Below are 19,619 nucleotides of genomic sequence, written 5' to 3' on the forward strand. Positions count from 1 at the left end.
CGCCGTTCTTTCGGTGTCCCGCGCAGCAATTCCCCCTCTCCAATATTGTTTCAGGCGCCCGCCCGCCGGTCTGACGCCGCCGCAAAGCAGCATAGTCTCATGCATGTTATTGCTTGACTTGTCTTATTTCATGCAATATAGTGCGTTTAACGTATTTCGAATGCACCATACTGCTACCAAGGAGTGAGACACCATGTCGACCATCATCAATTACGAAACCAATCCCGAATCCTATAAACACTGGACTCTTTCCGTGGATGGTCCTGTCGGCACTCTGACGATGAACGTCAACGAAGACGGTGGCCTCAAAGAAGGCTACAAGCTCAAACTGAACTCGTACGACCTTGGCGTGGACATAGAATTGCATGATGCAGTGCAGCGCATCCGCTTTGAACATCCGGCTGTGCGCACTGTCGTCATCACCAGTGCCCGTGACCGTATTTTTTGCTCCGGCGCCAACATCTTTATGCTGGGCAAGTCCACACATGCGTGGAAAGTCAATTTCTGCAAGTTCACCAATGAAACCCGCAACGGCCTGGAAGATTCCAGCCGCCACTCCGGACTCAAATTCATTGCCGCGGTCAATGGTGCCTGCGCCGGCGGCGGCTATGAACTGGCGGCCGCCTGCGATGAAATCATCCTGGTGGACGACCGTTCTTCTTCCGTCAGCCTGCCGGAAGTGCCGCTGCTCGGCGTGCTGCCCGGCACCGGCGGCCTGACCCGGCTGACCGACAAGCGCAAGGTGCGCCATGACCATGCCGATATTTTCTGTACGACATCGGAAGGCGTGCGCGGCCAGCGCGCCAAGGACTGGCGCCTGGTGGATGAGGTCGTCAAGCCGGCGCAGTTCCAGCAGGCGGTGCGCGAGCGCGCCCTGCAACTGGCAGAGCAGAGCGACCGCCCGGCCAATGGCAAAGGTGTGCGGTTTACTCCACTCAACAAAAAAATCGGTGAAGACAGCGTGGCATACGGCTTCGTCAACGTTCAAATAGACCGAAACGGCCGCACTGCAACGTTGACGGTAAAAGCGCCTTCCGTCGAGCAACCGGCCGATATCGCCGGCATAGAAGCGGCAGGCGTGAACTGGTGGCCACTGCAGATGGCGCGAGAACTGGATGACGCCATCCTGCATTTGCGCACCAATGAACTGGACATCGGCACCTGGATATTGAAAACGCAGGGTGACGCGCGCGACGTGCTGGACGTGGATGCCGCGTTGGTGGAACACAAATCGCACTGGCTGGTGCGCGAAACCATAGGCTTTATGCGCCGCACCTTTGCGCGCCTGGACGTCACCTCGCGCTCGCTGTTTGCGCTGATAGAAGAAGGTTCCTGCTTTGCCGGTTCGCTGCTGGAAATTGCGCTGGCTGCCGACCGCAGCTATATGCTGGCCTGCCCGGACGAACCCAAAAAAGCACCGAAGATTATTGCTTCGGAAATGAATTTCGGCCTGCTCCCCATGGTCACCGCCCAATCCCGCCTGCAACGCCGTTTCTATGAGGATGAAGCGGAAGTGGCTGCAGTGCGCGCCAAAATCCGCGTGCCGCTGGATGCGTCCGAAGCGATGGCACTCGGCCTGATCACCGCCGATCCCGACGACCTGGACTGGGCCGATGAAACCCGGCTGGCGCTGGAAGAGCGCGCCAGCATGTCGCCGGATGCGCTGACCGGCATGGAGGCGAACCTTCGATTCAATGGCAAGGAAACCATGGAAACCCGCGTTTTCGGCCGTCTGACGGCCTGGCAAAACTGGATCTTCATCCGCCCCAATGCAGTAGGCGAGCTGGGCGCGCTGAAAGTCTACGGTAGCGGCAACAAGGCCAAGTTTGATCTGAACCGCGTTTAAGACGGCCGCTGGATACAGGCCGGATAATTACCCATACATGCAAAGGACAGCCCCGTGAGCACCATCAACTACAACGAAACGATACCCAACAACGTCAACCTGTCGGAAGACAAGACCCTGCAGCGCGCGCTGGAGCACTGGCAGCCGAATTACCTGAACTGGTGGCGCGACATGGGGCCGAGCGGCTCGCTGAATCACGATGTCTACCTGCGCACCGCGATCAACGTCACGCCGGAAGGTTGGGCGCATTTCGGCCACGTGAAAATGCCGGATTACCGCTGGGGCATCTTCCTGGCCCAGGCAGAAGAAAACCGTAAGATCAACTTCGGTGAAAGCAAGGGCCGCGACGCCTGGCAGGACGTGCCCGGCGAACACCGCGCCAACCTGCGCCGCATCATCGTCACCCAGGGCGATACCGAGCCGGCCTCTGTTGAGCAGCAGCGCCACCTGGGCCTGACTGCACCGTCGCAATACGACTTGCGTAACCTGTTCCAGATCAACGTGGAAGAAGGCCGCCACCTGTGGGCGATGGTTTACCTGCTGCATAAATATTTCGGCCGCGACGGCCGCGAGGAAGCGGAAGCGCTGCTGCAGCGCAATTCCGGCGACCAGGACAAGCCGCGCATCCTGGAAGCCTTTAATGAAGAAACGCCGGACTGGCTGGCGTTCTACATGTTCACTTATTTTACCGACCGTGACGGCAAGTTCCAGCTGAATGCACTGGCGGAATCCGGTTTCGATCCGCTGTCGCGCACCTGCCGCTTCATGCTGACCGAAGAAGCGCATCACATGTTCGTCGGCGAATCCGGCATTTCACGCGTGATCCAGCGTACCTGCGAAGTGATGCGCCAGCATGGCATAGAAGACCCGGAACAGGTGCGCGCAAAAGGCGTGATCGACTTGCCGACGATACAGCGTTACCTGAACTTCCATTTCAGCGTCACCATCGACCTGTTCGGTGCCGACCAGTCTTCCAACGCAGCCAATTTCTACACGTCCGGCCTCAAAGGCCGTTATGAAGAAACCAAACGCGACGACGACCACCTGTTGAAAGGCCAGTCCTATCGCATCCTGGAAGTGTCCAACGGTTCGCTGACTGAGCGCGAAGTGCCGATGCTGAATGCGCTGAACGAAGTGCTGCGCGACGACTTCATCCGCGATTCGGTCGCTGGTGTCGGCCGCTGGAATCGCGTGATTGAGAAAGCCGGCCTCAGCTTCCGCCTGAGCACACCGCACAAGGCATTCAACCGCCATATTGGCGGCTTCGCCGGCATGCGCATCTCGCCGGACGGCCAGGTCATTTCTGAAGCGGAATGGCTGAGCAAAGTACGCCACTGGTTGCCGAGCGAAGAAGACCGCGCCTATGTGGCTTCGCTGATGGGCCGTGTCATCGAACCCGGCAAGATGGCCAACTGGATTGCGCCGCCGCCGGTGGGCATCAACCGTCAGGCGATCGATTTTGAATATGTGCGCTTTAATTAAACTGGATTAATTTTCGGCAGCAAGGGGCACGCTGCGGCGTGTCCCGTCTTTCCCATTTTGCTTTACAAGTCAGGTATATCATGAACGCTCCCGAAGCCGTCATCCTGATCAGGCAACACCTGATTGACCCCGAGGTTTGCATTCGCTGCAATACCTGCGAAGAAACATGTCCTATCGACGCCATCACGCACGACAGCCGCAACTATGTTGTCGATGCCGACAAATGCAATAGCTGCGGCGCCTGCATCTCCCCTTGCCCTACCGGTTCCATCGACCATTGGCGCACGATGCCGAAAACCGGCGCCTATACGTTGGAAGAACAGCTGAGCTGGGATGAGTTGCCGCAGCAGCAGGAGATAGAAGCCGAAAGCCTGGCAGTGGCTGCGGAACCTGGTGGTGAACCGGGAATGGGCGCGCTGCAGGTCAATGCGGCGGTGTCGCCGTCTTCTATTACTGCACCGTGGTCGGCGGCGCATCCATATATCAATCTATATACATTGAAGGCGCCGATTACTGCCACCGTGGCCGGCAACTTCCGCCTGACCGCAGAAGATGCGGAAAGCGATGTCCACCATATCGTGCTAGATTTCGGCAACCAGTTTTTTCCCATCCTGGAGGGGCAGTCGATAGGTGTGATCCCGCCGGGAACGGATGCTTCGGGCAAGCCGCACTATATGCGGATGTACTCGGTTGCCAGCCCGCGCGACGGTGAGCGTGAAGGCTACAACAATCTGTCGCTGACAGTAAAGCGCGTGGTGGAAGACCATGACGGCAAGCCGGCGCTGGGCGTAGCCTCCAATTATCTGTGCGACCTGCAAAAGGGCGATACAGTCAGTCTGGCCGGCCCCTTCGGCACCAGCTACCTGATGCCGAATCACGCCAACGCCAACCTGCTGATGATCTGCACCGGTACCGGCTCCGCGCCGATGCGTGCAATGACGGAGCGTCGTCGCCGCTTGCTGAAAACCCAGGCCAAAGAGCAGAACGGCAAGCTGCTGCTGTTCTTCGGCGCGCGCAAGTCGGAGGAATTGCCCTACTTTGGCCCGCTGCGCAAATTACCTGCCGAATTCATCGACATGCACCTGGCTTTTTCGCGCGTGCCGGACCAGCCTCGTGCCTACGTGCAGGACAAGATGCGGCATGCGGGCCAAGCCGTGTCCGAGCTGCTGGATGGCGACACCTACGTGTACATCTGCGGCCTCAAGGGTATGGAAACCGGTGTCATGGAGGCGCTGCGCGATATTTGCAAGGAAAGTGGCAAGGACTGGGCCGGCCTGCATGCGAAGATGGTCGCCGAAGGCCGGTTTCACGTCGAAACATATTAATCCATCACCGGAAAAGCGAAGAATGACGATTTCCCTACCGCTGCAAACCACCAATTTTCGTGTCGACATCGAAGACGACGGCATTGCCCACCTGGTGTTCCAGCCGGCCGGCGGCATGCCCGTGACGGATGCCATCGGCCATGCCGAACTGGCTGCGGTATGGGGCAGGCTCAGCAACCGGCCGGATGTGCGGGTCATCCTCGTGCGCAGTGAAGGCAAGGCTTTCTGTGCGGGAGGCGAACTGGCGATGGTGGACGACATGCTGGTGTCCGAGCAATCCCGCCAGCGTGTCATGCGCGAAGCCCGCGAGCTGGTGCGCGGCATGATAGATTGCGACAAGCCGATTTTGTCCGCGATCAACGGCGCTGCGGTCGGTGCCGGCCTGGCGGTGGCCTTGCTGGCGGATATCTCCATCGCAGCACGCAACGCAAAGCTGATAGACGGCCACACCAAGCTGGGAGTGGCGGCGGGCGACCATGCCGCCATTATCTGGCCTTTGCTGTGCGGCATGGCCAAGGCCAAGTACTATCTGCTGCTGTGCGAAACCCTGGGCGGCGAAGAGGCTGAGCGCATAGGCCTGGTTAGCCGTGTCGTTGATGCGGAAGCTTTGCAGCAGGACGCGCTGCAGATTACCCAAAGGCTGGCCGTCGGCAGCCGCTCGGCGCTGGCTGGCACCAAGCGCTCGCTAAACCACTGGACGCAGGCAGCCTGGCCTGCGTTTGAAGCGTCGCTGGCAGCCGAGATGATGGATTTCAGCCAGGAAGACGCGCGCGAAGGCGTACTGGCCATCAAGGAAAAGCGCGTACCCGTATTTAAATAACCCTTCTGAAACCCGGTTCCGGCAACGCGGAACCGGCGACGTTGCCAAAAAGCGGGTCTTCCCGCTTTTTTCTTTCCCTTATTACCTGCACTCCCGCCACCTTCAGCGGGTTACCGTGCCTGTCTTTTTCATACAGAACTTTCCTTTTCGATCCGGCGCAGCTTGTTCCAGCTTTTGTCCTCGTGCATTGCGCTGGGTGCATTAGGAGGGCAGCGATGATCCCTTTAAAAATCAATAATTTATATATCGTGATATATTACAATGAAAATAAAATTACATTATTTTATTAAAATAAATATAACAAAATAAAAAGTTTTCATAGGTAATGGCCAATTATTAGGTCGAATAAAGTAAATTCTGTATTCTTTGTAATACATCAAATTAATAAAAAATTGTAAACCATAATATTTCTCAACCATGACATTAAACACAAATCCCCTCCAAAGCGCTGCCGGCAGCCGACTGCTCAGGGATTCGGCGTATGCGCAATTGCGGGCTGAAATCCTTAGCTGTGAATTGCCTCCCGGAGCGGAAATCAGGGAGGGGGAACTGGCTGCGCGTTTCAGCATCAGCAAATCGCCGGTGCGCGATGCGCTGATGCGGCTGGAGCGTGAAGGTCTTGTCACGTCCACCCCGCGCCAGGGCTACCGGGTAGCGTCTATTTCGCTGGCCGACGTGCACGACATGTTTCATTTGCGCGGCGCGCTGGAACGGGCGTGCATGGAGCGCATTACAACGCAGGCCAGTGACGAGCAGTTGCAGACGCTGGACCGGTTCCGCCGTTTCGAGGCGGCGGAATGGAGCGGCGGTTTCATCGCCTATAACCGCGCATTCCACCACAGCCTGGCGGAGCTGGCGATGAATGCAAGGTTGAAGCATCAGCTGGGCGAACTGATCGACCAGATGGAAAGGGTAGTGCGGGTGAGCGTCAGCAATGTCAAGCGCGGCAATCCCGACACACTGGTAAAGGAGCACTGCCAGATTATCGATGCGCTGCAGGAGCGCAAGCACAAGCGTGCGGAACGTCTGGCGGAGCAGCATATCTCTGCGGCTTCAAAGCGGGTGATTGACGCAATTTCACGCTTTGTCGTCGTGGCTTGATTTATTTTTGAGAGGAACGAAGATGTCTAGTATGTCGAGTAGCAATGAGGCCGGGGTTCCGCTGCATGGATTATTCATAGACGGCAAGGAAATCCCGGCCACCCGCCCGGACCTGCTGGATGTCATCAATCCTGCGACCGGTGTCCTGCTGGCGCAGATCAGCCATGCCAGCGATGCGGATGTGGATAAGGCTGTGCGCAGCGCCGGCGCCGCGTTTGAAACGCTGGAATGGAGCGGCATGTCTAACCGCACGCGGGCCAAGCTGATCAACAAGCTGGCGGATGTATTCGAAGCCAACCTGGAAGAAATCTACCATCTGGAAACCCTCAACAACGGCCGCTCGCTGAATGAAACGCGGGCACAGGTATCGCGGCTGCCGGATTTCCTGCGTTATAACGCCGGTCTGGCCATCGCGCGCCGCGATTCTGTCATCCCGGTGGACGGCAACTACCTGAACTACACGCTGCGCACGCCGATAGGCGTAGTGGGCAATTCAACGCCGTTCAACCATCCGCTGATGATCATGATGAAGAGCCTGGCGCCGACGCTGGCATCCGGCTGCACCACAGTCGTCAAGCCTTCTGAATACACGCCGTTGACGACATTGCGGCTGGCTGCGCTGTTCGTGGAGGCCGGCTTGCCGCCTGGCGTATTCAACGTCATCACCGGCCTGGGCCCGACAACCGGCAAGGCATTGGCTGAACATCCGGGCCTTGCCAAGTGGGTATTGACCGGTGGCACCGAAGCCGGGCGCATCACCGGTGCGCTGGCCGGCAACAATTTCGCCCACCAGACGCTGGAGCTCGGCGGCAAGACGCCGGTGCTGGTGTTTGATGATTTCGATGTGGACCAGGCCGTCAACTACGCAGCTTTCGGCGCTTTCATCGGTGCCGGCCAGACCTGCATCTGCGGCAGCCGCCAGATCGTGCAGGAAAAAGTATATGACGAGTTTGTGGAAAAACTCGCTGTCAAGGCCAAGTCCATCCGCATCGGCAATCCTATCGATCCTTCGGTGCAATTAGGGCCAGTGGTCTCGGCGCGCCAGCAGCAGCGCGTGCTGAACTATATCAAGATAGGTCTGGAAGAGGACCGGGCGCGCCTGGTGGCCGGCGGGCGCATTCCTGCCGATGCGGCGCTCAAGGACGGCTTTTTTGTCGAGCCTACGGTATTTGCCGACGTCACGGCCGACATGCGCATTTTCCAGGAAGAAGTATTCGGCCCCTTTGTATCGGTGACTAAATTTTCCACCGAAGAAGAAGGCATTGCGCTGGCCAACAATTCGCCTTTTGGCCTGGCCGGCGCTATCCGCACCAAGGACGTGACACGCGCACACAGGGTAGCGGCAAGACTGAAATGCGGCATCGTGTGGATCAACGACCATCACAGGCTGGACCCGGCGTCGCCGTGGGGCGGCGTCAAGGATTCCGGCATAGGGCGCGAGTGCGGCACAGAGTCCTTCGACCAGCATTTCGAAACCAAGAGCGTCATGGTGAGGCTCGATGATGCGCCGTTCGACTGGTACAAGGATACCGCCAGCCAGCCGCGCCTGAATTAAGAACAAGCCGCCCGCCTTTTCGCCGATGTTTTGCTGGCAGCGGCGGGCGCTCAAGTTCCAGCCAGCAGCCTGAATTTGCCGTACCGGTCATTTTTGCAATACAACAATAAAAATTGCACCTCCAGGAGACAAAAAATGAATGCAAGCGTCAATGCAGGAGCCCGGTTAGACCGGCTTCCTATTGCCCCGTTTCACCGCCGCGTGATGATGCTGATCGGTATCGGCATGTTTTTCGACGGTTTCGACATCTACATCGCGGCAACTGTACTGGGATCAACGCTCAATAGCGGCTTTTCCACGCTGCCGCAAAACGCGCTCTTTGTGTCATGCACCTTCATCGGCATGATGCTGGGTTCGTTCATGACCGGTTTTCTGGGCGACCGTTTCGGCCGGCGTTTCACCTACCAGTTCAACCTGTTGCTATTCGGCGGCGCCTCTTTCCTCGCTGCATTTGCTCCCAATATGACGATACTGATCCTGCTGCGCCTGGTTATGGGCATAGGCCTGGGCGCGGAAAACGTGGTCGGCTATTCGACCTTGACCGAATTTGCACCGGCAAGAGTGCGCGGCAAATGGCTGGGCGGCATGGCGGTGTTCGTCGTCAGCGGCTTGCCGGTTGCGGCACTGATCGGCACTTTCGTCATTCCTGCGTTTACATGGCGCGCCATGTTCATCCTGGGCGGCATAGGCGGCATCGTGGTCTGGTACATGCGCAAATCGCTGCCGGAATCGCCCCGCTGGCTGGAGTCGGTCGGGCGATTGGAAGAGGCGGAAGCGCTGATGCAGAAGATAGAAGCAGAAGTCTCGCGCGGCCAGCCGCTGCCGGTGCCGGAAAAACAGACTGCCGCAGCGCCGTCGCGCAGCCTGGCCAGCCTGTGGAGCCCGGCACTGCGCCCGCGCATGCTGGTGGGCTGCGTATCGCTGATCGTCATCAATACGCTGCTGTACGGCTTCATTACCTGGCTGCCGACTTTCTTCGTCAAGCAGGGCCTGACCATTGCAACCTCTTTCCAGTATTCCATGCTGATGTCAATAGGCGCACCGATAGGCTCAGGCATAGGCGCGCTGACCGCCGACAAGTGGGGACGCAAGCCGACCATTACAATATCGGCGCTGGCTGCCATCCTGTTCGGTTTCATCTACCCATTCGTCAACGATCCGGTCTTGCTGCCGGTGATAGGCTTTGCGCTTACCGTTCCCATTTATGTGCTGGTGGCGCTGCTATTTGCGATTTACATTCCCGAGCTGTTTCCGACCGAGGTGAGGCTGCGCGCATCCGGCATTTGCAATACTTTTGGCCGTGGCGCCACCATCGTCACGCCTTTCCTGGTGGTGTCGCTGTTTACCAATTTCGGCATACGCGGCGTGCTGACGCTGATGATAGGCCTGCTGATCGCCATGATCGCGGTTGTGCTGCTATTCGGCGTAGAATCAGGCAATCGCAGCCTGGAACAGATGGAAGAAGACCGGCTAATGGCTATACGTTCAAGAGAGGCATGACATGAGCAATACCGAGCAGCAAACAGTATTCACGCAAATCACGGTGTCCGTGGATGGTCACCGGGTCAGTGCCCGTATCGGCGGAGAGGGCACACCCATTATCCTGTTTCATTCGCTGCTGGCGGACGACACCAGCTTCGATAGGATAGCCGGCCCGCTGGCAAGCACGCATAAGGTCGTTATCCTGAACCTGCCCGGCTTTGGCGCATCGGACCGGGTAGACGGCGGCGTGGAAGCCATGGCGGACAGGCTGGCTGGCGCTATCGGCAAGATGGAATTGGGACAGAAGCCTATTTTCCTCGGCAATGGCTACGGCGGCTTCATCGCGTTGATGGCGGCAATCCGCCATCCAGGCATCGCAGAACGCCTGGTGCTTGCGGATTCCGGCGCGGCATTTTCGGAAGCCGGGCGGGCGGCTTTTGTCGGCATGTCCGCCGGAGCGAGGGCCAAGGGATTGGCGGGTATCTCCGACGTCGCAATGCGCCGCCTGTTCTCGCCGGCTTACCAGGCTGAGCACCCGGCGCTGCTGGAAGAACGCCGCCGCCGCTTTATCGAGGTGGATCTGGAAACCTTCCACAATGCCTGCAATGCGCTGGCAAACCTGGATATGCGCGGCCAGCTTTCTTCCGTGACGGTGCCGGTACTGGTGCTGGCGGGCGAGTTTGACGAAGCGACGCCGCCGGACATGTCCAGGGAGCTGGCTGCAGGCTTGCCAAATGCAGAACTGCATATCCTGCCGGGCTGCGCCCATGTCCCCCAACTGCAGGAACCGCAGCTGTTCATGTCTGCCATCGCGAAATTTATCGGCGGCTGATACTTGGAAAGGCCTGTTCGCCGCTGTGGGGCGGCTTCAGGTCTTGCGCAATTGCTGCCATTGTTCGTCAGTCCAGCGCAACAGGTCCTCGGCGCCCGAGGTACGCAGGTGCTGGCCGCCGTCAATCGCGATCATTTCACCGTTGATATAGCCGGCGAAGCCGGACACCAGGTAGGCTGCCAGGTTGGCAAGTTCCGCCGGGTCGCCGGACCTTCCCAGCGGGTTGGCATGCCCTGCGCTGTTTTGCCTGCCTGCAGGATTCAGGTTGGCTGAAGCTGCTGCAGTAGGAAAAGGACCGGGTGCGATGGCAACCAGCCGTATATCCTTGGGGCCCCATTCCACTGCCAGGCTGCGCGTCATCGCCAGCAGCGCCGATTTGGCCATGGCGGAAGGCACCGTGTAGGCGCGGCCGGTGACGGTGGAAGTGGACAGGATGCTTAGTACGGTCCCCGCATGCCGGTCTGTTATCCAGCGTTTTCCTGCTGCCAGCGTGCAGTACAGTGCGCCGTGCAGCGTCACGCCGAGAATCGCATCGGCGGCGCGCGCGGACAGGCTTTCCGTGCGCGCAATGAAGCTGGCGGCGGCATTATTGACCAGGATATCCAGCGCGCCGTCTTCCCATATGCGCTGCATCATGGCTTCCACCGCATCCGGGTCGCGGATGTCGCAGGCGATGGCGGCTACCTCGGCGCCGAAATCTCTGCGCAATTCCGTTGCCGCTTGTTCCAGTACTTGCTGCCGCCGGCCGCACAGCACCAGGCTGGCGCCCAGTTCCGCAAAGCGCCGGCTCATCGCGTATCCCAGGCCCGTGCCGCCGCCGGTGACCAGGATGCGTTTGTCCTTCAGCAGTTCGTGGTTGAACATGATCTCGCTTTAGCGGTTGGCCGCATTGCCGCGCTCGGTCAAGTCGGACCAGAAATTGGCGCTGCCGCGGGCAATCGCGTCGCGCCCCAGCTGTTTCGCCCATTCCGCTTCCGAGCCGAACTCGGCACGCCACGACCACAGCCTGCGCGTCGCATAGTGCAGCGAATGTTCATAGGTATAGCCGATCGCACCGTGCACCTGGTGGCCTATGCTGGCTGCCAGTCCCGCCGCCTGGCCGGTGCGGATCTTGGCAACGGCAACGCTGAAAGCGCGCGGACTGGATGCAGCTGCCTCGCATGCCGCCAGGGCTACGGTCTGGGCCGATGTGACTTCCCCCGCGAGCGCCGCCAGCGCTTGCTGGATTGCCTGGAACTTGCCTATGCTGCGTCCGAATTGCACCCTGTCATTGGCATACTGCACCGACTCGCGCAGGATGGATTCCACTGCACCGGCCATCATTGCGGCACGCGCCAGACCGCCGTATAGTGTCACCGGTGCTGTGGGCAATTGATCGCAGAATACAAATGCGTCGCAGCGCGCATGCTGGAAAATCACTTCGTCGCGCGGTTCCCTGGCGACATTGATGCCGCAGCGGAGTGTCACACCCGGCGCTTTGGTGTCGACCACCGCAAGCACCTGCCGGTCGCCTATCCTGCCTGCGACCACCAGCGCGGCAGCGGCGGAGGCCCAGGGCACCGCTTGCACGGTGCCGTTCAGGCTCAGCGCGCCGGCACCCAGTTCCAGCGCCAGGCCGTCTCCGGCCTGTTGCTGGATGACCGACAACGGCGCCTCCCCGGCCGGTACCGCCAGGCCGGCGCGGCGCAGCAGCGCGCGGGCAATGATGGTTTCCGACAGCGGCAGCGGTAGCCGGTGAAAACCGATTGCATGGAACACAGGGAAAGCATCGGCCCACTTTCCGGCCAGCTCATCTTCCGTTTCTCCGCCCAGCACGTCCGCGTAGCCGCTTTCCGTTACCGCCTGCCACAGGCCGGCCTGCCATGCGCCCGATTCGGCTGCATCCAGTACGTCGCGGTTGACGATGCCGGCAAAAAGCCGGTTCACGCCATCGGCTATCATGTCTTTGATATCGCTCATCTCAGTCCCAATCCTTTTGCAATGATTCCACGCAGAATTTCCCGTGTGCCGCCGCGTAGTGAAAACGACGGCGCTGCCTGCACGGTAAATGACATCACCTCATCCAGGGTTGAGGCGGCCTGCCCGACCTGTACTCCAAACAGCTCGTGCGCCAGTTCCGGTATGCGCTGTTCCAGCAGCGCGCCCTGGTCCTTGACGATGGCCGCCAGCAGCGCCGGGTTTTCGCCGCGCGCGAGCAGGCCGGCGACGCCCAGCGACATTTCGCGCAGCGTCGCTATTTCTGCCGTTACCTTGCCTATCACCAGCGCATGGTGGCTGTCGGAAGCGGAAGCGGCGTCTATCATCTCCAGTATCAGCTGGATACTGCTCAGATAACGTTCCGGCCCGCTGCGTTCCAGCGTCAGCTCCGCCGTGACCTGGCTCCAGCCGTCGCCGCGTTTGCCGACCAGGCTTTCCGCCGGAATCAGCACGTCCTCGAAGAACACTTCATTGAAATGCGCATCGCCCATCAAATTCTTGATGGGGCGTATCGTGATGCCGGGCGTTTTCATGTCGATCAGGAATTGCGACAGCCCCGCATGCTTGCTTTCCTCACGGGTGCCGTCGGTACGCAGCAGCGCAATCATGTAATGTGCGTTATGTGCGCCGGAGGTCCACAGCTTGCTGCCGTTGACCAGCCAGCCGGCATCCGTCAGCTCTGCGCGGCTGCGGATGGAGGCCAGGTCGGAACCGGAATCGGGCTCGCTCATGCCTATGCAGAAGCGCAGCTCTCCGCGCGAGATGCGCGGCAAAAGATCGTGTTTGGTTTCCTCGCTGCCGTAGCGCAGGATCAGCGGGCCGCTCTGGCGGTCTGCGACCCAGTGCGCGCCGACCGGGGCGCCGGCTGCCAGCAGCTCTTCCAGCACCACATAACGCTCCAGTGCCGAGCGCTCATGGCCGCCATACTGTTTCGGCAGGCGCATACCTATCCAGCCGCGCGCACCCAGCTTGCGGCTGAATTCCGGGTCGCTGCCCGACCAGTTCTTGGCGCGCTCGCCGGCGGGAAAGCCGGCCATCGCTTCCGTCAGGAAGCTGCGTACGTCGGCACGCAATTCCTCGCAATGGGCATCGAGCGTACAGGGTAATATCGCTAAACTTTGCATAGTGTTTACTCGTGAAGAGACAGCACGGCTCAGGACCAGCCTGCCGTCGGTTGGCGGCCGGGGCCGCATATGCTTGTTATCTGCCGGCCGGATTCCGGCGCGGCATCATGCCAGCTATCGTGTCAGGTTTGTGCTGCAGCCAGCCGGTATCAGTCGCCGACCAGCCCGCCGAACAATTGCCAGGTTTTACCGTCGAAACGCTGGAACTGGAATTTATGGAAGATGCGGTATTCATCCGGCGCGGTATTGATGCGTATGCCCGGCACCATCAGCGATAGCTGTACGTCCTTTAAGGCCGTCACCTGTTTCAGGATGTTTTCCCGGGTCAGGTTATCGCCGCAGCGTTTCAGCACTTCCGTCGTCAGTTCGCCTATCAGGTAGCCCTGCACTGCCATGGGGTCGCCGGTATTGGCCGAGGGATTGTATTTGGCCATCCAGGCGCGCCAGGCCTGCATGCCCTTGTCGTTTTCCCAGGCCTTGTCGTTCGGGTCCTTGATAAAGGCAGGCGCGACCACGCCTACCGATTTCTCCAGCCCGGCCGGCTTCAGCACCGAAGTAACAGAGGTGGAAACGGTTGGCAATATCATCATCGGCTTCCAGCCTATGTCATGCGACTTGGCGATGCCCTGTGCAGCAAACTTCGGCGTCGCTTCGTTGAAAAATACATCCGCACCGGAGGACTTGAAGGCGGTGATCTGTGAATCCACGGTAGCATCGGCGGTAGAGTAATTCGCTTCGGAGACAATGCTGATCTTCTTGCTGTCGGCCAGGCCTTCCTTGAAGCCGCGCAGGTAGTCCTTGCCCGCGTCGTCGGCCGGCACGATGACGGCGACCTTGGCATCCGGCTTGGTCGCGGCGATATAGCGGCCTATGGCCTTGCCTTCCGCTGCATAACCGGGGCTGAAACCCATGGACCATGGAAATTCCTTGGGCTGTGAAAAGCGGCCTTGTCCAGAGCCGACAAACAGCTGCGGAATCTTGTTGACGTTCATGTATTTCTGCACGGCCAGCTGAGGCCCGGTGCCTATGCTGCCGCTGAGGAACAGCACCTTGTCCTGTTCCACCAGCTTGCGTGTCTGTTCCACCGTCTTGGCGGGACTGTAGCCGTCGTCGACGCTGATGAACTTGACCTTGCGGCCGTTGATGCCGCCTTCGGCATTGACCTTGTCGAAATAAGCCGACATCGCCTTGGCGATTTCCTGGTAGGCCGAGGCCGGGCCGCTGTAGGGAGCGGTATTGCCGATGCGGATTTCAGTATCGCTTGCGCCTGCATCGTATTTCTTTTGCGCCAGCGCGGCCGCTGGCAATAGTGCCACGCCCAGTGCAAGCGCGGGGATCAGGTGATGCGTACGAATTCTCATTTTGTTGTCTCCTGGTTGGAAATGGGGCTATTTTTTTGTTTGGTCTTGAATAATCTGGATACCAGCTTGCCCAGGCCGCCTGCGATACCGGAGGGCATGATGAACACAAAGGCAATCAGCAGTACGCCATAGACGGCGCCGGCGGCGGATTTGGATACCTGCTCGGCAAAATTGGGCAGGAAGCCGATCAGGATGGCGCCGAACAGGGGGCCGCTCAACGTGCCCAGGCCGCCGATGACGGCGCCTACCAGCAGGGTAATGGACAGGAACATCGTGAAGCTGTCCGGCGACACATACTGTACCGACACGGTTGCCAGTGCGCCGGCCACGGCCATGTACATGGCGCTGACGCCGAAGGTCAGCGATTTCACCATGACGAGGTTGACGCCCATTGCCGACGCCGCAACCGGGTGGTCGCGCACAGCAATGATGGCGCGGCCCATGCGTCCATGCAGCAGGTTGCGCGCCAGCAGGAACATCAGCAGCGCCACCGCCAGCGACAGGTAATACAGCCATTGGTCTTGCGTAATCGGCAGGCCCAGCGGCACGTCCGGCTTGGCAATGGTGATGCCCTGGAAGCCGCCGGTCCAGTCGTCGAAAGCGCCGTATTTCAACAGCTGCGGCACTGCCACGGCAAGGCCGAAGGTTGCCAGTGCCAGATACAGGTTTTCCAGCTTCAACGCTGGCAGGCCGAACAGGAAACCGGCGATAAAGCCGATGGCTGCCGCTGCCGGTATGGTCCACAGGTAGGGCATGCCGTAGTGGTCGATCAGGATGCCGCTGGCATACGCGCCTATCGCATAGAAAGCACCGTGGCCCAGCGAAATCTGGCCGTTATAGCCCATCAAAATATTCAGCCCCAGCAGTGCAATCGCATAGCTGGCGATCATCGTCCATTGGAACATCTGGTAGGGCGTGATCAGCAGCGGGATCAGCGCCGCGGCGATCACGATCAGCATGACGCCGGCCTGGGCACGCCGCGGACGCCAGGACCTGGCACTGCTTTCGGCATCCGCCCTATTTTCGCTATTGCCCGCCGCCGCGTTTGCTGCACTTTTTATCTGCATGGTCTCTTTGGATGTAATGGTGTTCATACGCGCCTGACAGTCTGTTTACCCCAGATGCCGGCCGGCTTGAACAGCAGCACCACGATGATCAGCACCATGGCCGCCGTAAACCGCAATTCATTGCCGACATAGACGCCCAGCAGATCTTCCACCACCCCGATGATGAAGCCGCCCGCGACTGCGCCCAGCGGGTTGTTGATGCCGCCCAGCAGGGCGCCGGCAAAGGCGTACAGCAGAATGCCTATCATCATGTTGGGATCCAGGAATACTGTCGGCGCCACCATCATGCCGACCACGGCGCCGATTGCCGCCGCCAGACCCCAGCCTATGCCCAGCATGCGGCCCACCGGGATGCCGGCGAGACGGCTGGAAGCGCGGTTATCCGCGGTGCCGCGCATCGCCAGTCCCATTTTCGTGTAACGGAAAAACACATACAGCAAGCCCAGCACCAGCAAGGTCATGGCAACCGCACCCAGCTGGTGCGGACTGATATAGCTGTTGTTGAGGAAAGCCATCTGGCTGAACGGGCTGGGAAACTGCTGGATGGAATAGCCCCATATCCAGCCGGCGATACTGTTGAAGATCAGCAGCAGGCCGATGAAGACAGTGACGACCGACAGTTCCGAGCCATGGCTCACCGGCCTGATGATGAAGCGTTCTATCGCCACGCCGCCGATGAAGGACAAAACGATAGTCAGGAAAAAAGCGCCCCAGTACGGCAGGCCCGCATGCATCAGCGACAGCGCGATATAGGTCGACACCATCGCCATTTCGCCCTGGGCAAAATTGACCATGCCGGTGGAACGGTAAATCATCACCAGCGCCAGCGCTGCGCTGGCGTAGATGCTGCCGTTGGCGAGCCCGGCAAAAACTTGATGTATGAATGCTTCCATTGTGTTCTCCTGGATCAACTGCCGAGGTAGCTCTTGCGTATTGCTTCGTTCTCGCGGATTTCGCGGGACGGGCCGGAGATGACAATGCGGCCGATTTCCAGCAGATAGGCGTAGTTCGACATCGCCAGCGTCATTGCCGCATTCTGTTCCACCAGCAGGATGCTGACCTTTTGCTCGCGATTGATCTGCTTCAGCAGTTCAAAGATTTCCTTGACGATCAGCGGTGCGATGCCGAAGGATGGCTCATCCAGCAGCAGCAGCGTCGGTTTCATCATCAGCGCGCGTGAAATCGCCAGCATCTGCTGTTCCCCGCCTGACAGGGTGCCGGCCTGCTGACCGCGGCGCTCGCCCAGGCGTGGGAAAAGCTCATACACCTGTGCAATATCTTTGGTAACGCCCGGCTTGTCCTTGCGGCTATAGGCGCCCAGTTGCAGGTTTTCTTCCACGGTCAGGCCCAGGAAGGTGCCGCGGCCGTCGGGCACATGGGCTACGCCCAGTTGCGCGATACTTTCCGTGTTCAGTCCGCACAGTTCCTTGCCGCGCAGGCGGATGGAGCCTGCGGTGCGCACCATGCCTGTCAGTGCGCGCAAGGTAGTGGTTTTGCCGGCGCCGTTGGCGCCCAGCAGCACGGTGATGCTGCCTTCCTCGACGCCGAAGCTGATGCCTTGCAGGACACGGCTTGCGCCATAGGAGGCAGACAGCTCCTTGACCTCCAGCAGCATGCTCATGCAGCCTCCGCGCCGAGGTAGGCCCGGATCAGGTCCGGATTATCTTGCACCTGTGCCGGCGTGCCGTCGGCGATCTTGCGGCCGAAGTTCAGTGCGACCACATGGTCGGACAGGCTCATCACCATTTCCATATGGTGTTCCACCAGCAGCACCGTCAGGCCGAAATTTTTCCGCGCATCCAGGATCAGGCGTTTCAGGCCGCTCAGCTCTTCATGGTTCAGCCCCGCGGCGGGTTCATCCAGCAACAGCAGGCGCGGCTCGGCAGCCAGTGCGCGGCCGAATTCTATGCGCTTCTGTATGCCGAAAGGCAGGTCGCCGGCGAACGCATCCAGCCATTTCCCCAGGTCCAGGAAACGTGCGATTTCGCGCGCGGATTTTTCCACGCCGGCCTGTTCCCGGCGCACAGACGGCAGCCGCAGGAAGTTACCGATAAAACCGGAGCTTGTTTTGCTATAACTGCCGACCATAATGTTTTCCAGTACCGTCATGGTCTTGAACAGAGCCAGGTTCTGGAAGGTGCGGCCTATGCCTATGCCTGCCATGCGGTGTTCGGGCAGCGTCAGCGTCGGCTGGCCGTCGAAGACGATATTGCCCTGGCTGGGCCGGTACAGCCCGCTCAGGCAATTGAACAGCGAGGTCTTGCCGGCGCCGTTGGGGCCGATCAGGCCGCAGATTTCGCCGCGGGCGACATTCATCGACACGTCGTCCAGTGCGACGATGCCGCCGAATGCCAGCCGCAGGTTGCTCACTTCCAGCAGCGGGCTTGCAGTGCCGGCGCTTGTCATGGCGCAGCCTTCTTGCCGGTTGCCGCCTGTAGCGATGCAATTTCGTCAGTGCTGAAACCCGCTTCCTGCAAGATTTCGCCGGTATGCTGGCCCAGTGAAGGTGCGGGACGGCGCAGCGACACCGGCGTTGCGCTGAACCTGGCGGTAGGGCGGATCTCCCTGATACTGCCCTCGGTCGGATGCAGGCTTTCCTGGAACAGGCCGACTGCCTTCAGGTGCGGATGCTCGGGCAGGTCGTCCAGCTGGTAGATCTGGGTGGCGGGTATGTCCAATTCGCTGCACAGTGCCAGCCATTCGGCGGTGGATTTCCCAGGGGTCAACTCGGTCACATGCTGGTACAGCGCGCGGATATGGGCGTTACGCTTCAGCCTGTCCGCAATGCTGTATTTGTCTGCCAGGTCTTCCCGGCCTGCGGCGCGGAAAAAGGCCTGCCAGTGCTTGTCCGTATAGGGTAGCATGCTGATCCAGCCGTCGCTGGTGCGGGTGGGTTTGCGGCCGCCTTCCAGCAGGCGCGCATAGCCGGCCGGCACTGTGGAGCCGGCGAAAGTCATGCCGCCCATGTGTTCGGCCAGCACAAACGCCGTCATGGTTTCCAGCATCGGCACTTCCACATACTGTCCCTGGCCCTTACGTTCGCGGTGCAGCAGCGCAGCCATGATGGCATTGGCCACGACAATGCCGGTGGTCTTGTCGGCAATCAGGCTGGGCATATAGGTAGGGGCGTCGCGGCCGATGGAACTGACACCTGCCAGTCCGCATGCCGCCTGAATGATATCGTCGAAGGCCGGCTTGTCGCGGTTCGGGCCGTCCTGGCCGAAGCCGGTGGCTGCGCAATACACGATCTTCGGGTTCAACGCGGCTACCGCCTCATAGCCGAAGCCCAGGCGCTCGATGGCGGCCACGCGCATATTGTGTACCACCACGTCCACCGTGGGAATCAGCCGTTTGATGGCGGCCACGCCTGCCGGCGTTTTCAGGTCCAGCACGATGGAGCGCTTGTTGCGGTTGATTGCCAGGTAGATGGAACTCATGCCGGGATTCTGCGATACGCCGTTGGCGCGCATCATGTCGCCTTCCGGTCCTTCCACTTTCAATACATCGGCGCCGAAATCCGCCAGTACCTGGGTGGCTACCGGCCCCAGCACTACTGAGGTCAGGTCCAGTATGCGGATGCCGTCGAGCGGCCCGGCGCTCTGCTGCGCGCCCGGCTTGGCGTTTGCTGCTGCGTTCATTGATCTTGT

The 19,619-nt window shown here is 59.9% G+C and carries 17 protein-coding genes; 8 read left to right on the forward strand and 9 right to left on the reverse strand.

Annotated elements, in window-relative coordinates:
- Positions 1–193: 193 nt before the first annotated feature.
- The 8 genes from boxC to ACO0LO_RS09595 all read left to right on the forward strand — a co-directional run bounded on the left by boxC (position 194) and on the right by ACO0LO_RS09595 (position 10,443).
- Complete coding sequence (gene boxC / locus ACO0LO_RS09560) at positions 194–1,846, forward strand: 2,3-epoxybenzoyl-CoA dihydrolase (RefSeq protein ID WP_422963981.1); 1,653 nt, start codon at positions 194–196, stop codon at positions 1,844–1,846.
- A 54-nt stretch (positions 1,847–1,900) separates the two neighbouring features.
- On the forward strand, positions 1,901–3,328 hold the full coding sequence (gene boxB / locus ACO0LO_RS09565; protein WP_422963982.1) for a benzoyl-CoA 2,3-epoxidase subunit BoxB: 1,428 nt from the start codon (positions 1,901–1,903) through the stop codon (positions 3,326–3,328).
- Positions 3,329–3,408: 80 nt separating this feature from the next.
- Complete coding sequence (boxA, locus tag ACO0LO_RS09570) at positions 3,409–4,653, forward strand: benzoyl-CoA 2,3-epoxidase subunit BoxA (RefSeq protein WP_422963983.1); 1,245 nt, start codon at positions 3,409–3,411, stop codon at positions 4,651–4,653.
- A gap of 22 nt (positions 4,654–4,675) precedes the next feature.
- Complete coding sequence (locus ACO0LO_RS09575) at positions 4,676–5,473, forward strand: enoyl-CoA hydratase/isomerase family protein (RefSeq protein ID WP_422963984.1); 798 nt, start codon at positions 4,676–4,678, stop codon at positions 5,471–5,473.
- A gap of 417 nt (positions 5,474–5,890) precedes the next feature.
- Complete coding sequence (locus ACO0LO_RS09580; RefSeq protein WP_422963985.1) at positions 5,891–6,574, forward strand: GntR family transcriptional regulator; 684 nt, start codon at positions 5,891–5,893, stop codon at positions 6,572–6,574.
- 22 nt (positions 6,575–6,596) lie between these two features.
- The gene (locus ACO0LO_RS09585; protein WP_422963986.1) at positions 6,597–8,129 is read left to right on the forward strand and encodes an aldehyde dehydrogenase; all 1,533 of its coding nucleotides are present in this window, start codon (positions 6,597–6,599) and stop codon (positions 8,127–8,129) included.
- Positions 8,130–8,264: 135 nt separating this feature from the next.
- Positions 8,265–9,629 carry an MFS transporter gene (locus tag ACO0LO_RS09590; protein ID WP_422963987.1) on the forward strand — a complete coding sequence of 455 codons (1,365 nt, stop codon included), beginning with the start codon at positions 8,265–8,267 and terminating at the stop codon, positions 9,627–9,629.
- 1 nt (position 9,630) lies between these two features.
- The gene (locus ACO0LO_RS09595) at positions 9,631–10,443 is read left to right on the forward strand and encodes an alpha/beta fold hydrolase (protein WP_422963988.1); all 813 of its coding nucleotides are present in this window, start codon (positions 9,631–9,633) and stop codon (positions 10,441–10,443) included.
- Positions 10,444–10,479: 36 nt separating this feature from the next.
- Here the strand turns inward: ACO0LO_RS09595 and ACO0LO_RS09600 are convergent, their stop codons facing one another.
- The 9 genes from ACO0LO_RS09600 to ACO0LO_RS09640 form a co-directional block, all read right to left on the reverse strand.
- Positions 10,480–11,307, reverse strand: a complete 828-nt coding sequence (locus tag ACO0LO_RS09600) for an SDR family oxidoreductase (RefSeq protein ID WP_422963989.1) — start codon at positions 11,305–11,307, stop codon at positions 10,480–10,482.
- Positions 11,308–11,316: 9 nt separating this feature from the next.
- Positions 11,317–12,402 carry an acyl-CoA dehydrogenase family protein gene (locus tag ACO0LO_RS09605; RefSeq protein ID WP_422963990.1) on the reverse strand — a complete coding sequence of 362 codons (1,086 nt, stop codon included), beginning with the start codon at positions 12,400–12,402 and terminating at the stop codon, positions 11,317–11,319.
- Complete coding sequence (locus ACO0LO_RS09610; RefSeq protein ID WP_422963991.1) at positions 12,399–13,544, reverse strand: acyl-CoA dehydrogenase family protein; 1,146 nt, start codon at positions 13,542–13,544, stop codon at positions 12,399–12,401. Before ACO0LO_RS09610 ends, ACO0LO_RS09605 begins: the two co-directional genes overlap by 4 nt.
- A 149-nt stretch (positions 13,545–13,693) precedes the next feature.
- Positions 13,694–14,905 (reverse strand): ABC transporter substrate-binding protein, encoded by a 1,212-nt coding sequence (locus ACO0LO_RS09615; protein ID WP_422963992.1) that lies wholly within the window; start codon positions 14,903–14,905, stop codon positions 13,694–13,696.
- On the reverse strand, positions 14,902–15,999 hold the full coding sequence (locus ACO0LO_RS09620; RefSeq protein ID WP_422963993.1) for a branched-chain amino acid ABC transporter permease: 1,098 nt from the start codon (positions 15,997–15,999) through the stop codon (positions 14,902–14,904). Before ACO0LO_RS09620 ends, ACO0LO_RS09615 begins: the two co-directional genes overlap by 4 nt.
- Positions 15,996–16,865, reverse strand: coding sequence for a branched-chain amino acid ABC transporter permease (locus tag ACO0LO_RS09625; protein ID WP_422963994.1), 870 nt, complete (start codon positions 16,863–16,865; stop codon positions 15,996–15,998). The genes ACO0LO_RS09620 and ACO0LO_RS09625 overlap by 4 nt, the downstream gene beginning before the upstream one ends.
- A 14-nt stretch (positions 16,866–16,879) precedes the next feature.
- A complete protein-coding gene (locus ACO0LO_RS09630) occupies positions 16,880–17,593 on the reverse strand; it encodes an ABC transporter ATP-binding protein (protein ID WP_422963995.1) in 714 nt (237 codons plus the stop codon).
- On the reverse strand, positions 17,590–18,378 hold the full coding sequence (locus tag ACO0LO_RS09635; protein ID WP_422963996.1) for an ABC transporter ATP-binding protein: 789 nt from the start codon (positions 18,376–18,378) through the stop codon (positions 17,590–17,592). The genes ACO0LO_RS09630 and ACO0LO_RS09635 overlap by 4 nt, the downstream gene beginning before the upstream one ends.
- Positions 18,375–19,610 carry a CaiB/BaiF CoA transferase family protein gene (locus tag ACO0LO_RS09640; RefSeq protein WP_422963997.1) on the reverse strand — a complete coding sequence of 412 codons (1,236 nt, stop codon included), beginning with the start codon at positions 19,608–19,610 and terminating at the stop codon, positions 18,375–18,377. The genes ACO0LO_RS09635 and ACO0LO_RS09640 overlap by 4 nt, the downstream gene beginning before the upstream one ends.
- Positions 19,611–19,619 lie beyond the last annotated feature (9 nt).

The sequence above is a fragment of the Undibacterium sp. TJN25 genome (assembly GCF_049339885.1).
Lineage (GTDB): Bacteria > Pseudomonadota > Gammaproteobacteria > Burkholderiales > Burkholderiaceae_D > Undibacterium.

What these genes read in the sequence shown, in the direction of transcription:
- ACO0LO_RS09620 (WP_422963993.1), bottom strand. Translation starts at nt 15,999, where the DNA reads ATGAACACCATTACATCCAAAGAGACCATGCAGATAAAAAGTGCAGCA.
- ACO0LO_RS09585 (WP_422963986.1), top strand. Translation starts at nt 6,597, where the DNA reads ATGTCTAGTATGTCGAGTAGCAATGAGGCCGGGGTTCCGCTGCATGGA.
- boxC (WP_422963981.1), top strand. Translation starts at nt 194, where the DNA reads ATGTCGACCATCATCAATTACGAAACCAATCCCGAATCCTATAAACAC.
- ACO0LO_RS09605 (WP_422963990.1), bottom strand. Translation starts at nt 12,402, where the DNA reads ATGAGCGATATCAAAGACATGATAGCCGATGGCGTGAACCGGCTTTTT.
- ACO0LO_RS09610 (WP_422963991.1), bottom strand. Translation starts at nt 13,544, where the DNA reads ATGCAAAGTTTAGCGATATTACCCTGTACGCTCGATGCCCATTGCGAG.
- ACO0LO_RS09640 (WP_422963997.1), bottom strand. Translation starts at nt 19,610, where the DNA reads ATGAACGCAGCAGCAAACGCCAAGCCGGGCGCGCAGCAGAGCGCCGGG.
- ACO0LO_RS09625 (WP_422963994.1), bottom strand. Translation starts at nt 16,865, where the DNA reads ATGGAAGCATTCATACATCAAGTTTTTGCCGGGCTCGCCAACGGCAGC.
- ACO0LO_RS09575 (WP_422963984.1), top strand. Translation starts at nt 4,676, where the DNA reads ATGACGATTTCCCTACCGCTGCAAACCACCAATTTTCGTGTCGACATC.
- ACO0LO_RS09590 (WP_422963987.1), top strand. Translation starts at nt 8,265, where the DNA reads ATGAATGCAAGCGTCAATGCAGGAGCCCGGTTAGACCGGCTTCCTATT.
- boxA (WP_422963983.1), top strand. Translation starts at nt 3,409, where the DNA reads ATGAACGCTCCCGAAGCCGTCATCCTGATCAGGCAACACCTGATTGAC.
- ACO0LO_RS09635 (WP_422963996.1), bottom strand. Translation starts at nt 18,378, where the DNA reads ATGACAAGCGCCGGCACTGCAAGCCCGCTGCTGGAAGTGAGCAACCTG.
- ACO0LO_RS09615 (WP_422963992.1), bottom strand. Translation starts at nt 14,905, where the DNA reads ATGAGAATTCGTACGCATCACCTGATCCCCGCGCTTGCACTGGGCGTG.
- ACO0LO_RS09600 (WP_422963989.1), bottom strand. Translation starts at nt 11,307, where the DNA reads ATGTTCAACCACGAACTGCTGAAGGACAAACGCATCCTGGTCACCGGC.
- ACO0LO_RS09630 (WP_422963995.1), bottom strand. Translation starts at nt 17,593, where the DNA reads ATGAGCATGCTGCTGGAGGTCAAGGAGCTGTCTGCCTCCTATGGCGCA.
- ACO0LO_RS09580 (WP_422963985.1), top strand. Translation starts at nt 5,891, where the DNA reads ATGACATTAAACACAAATCCCCTCCAAAGCGCTGCCGGCAGCCGACTG.
- ACO0LO_RS09595 (WP_422963988.1), top strand. Translation starts at nt 9,631, where the DNA reads ATGAGCAATACCGAGCAGCAAACAGTATTCACGCAAATCACGGTGTCC.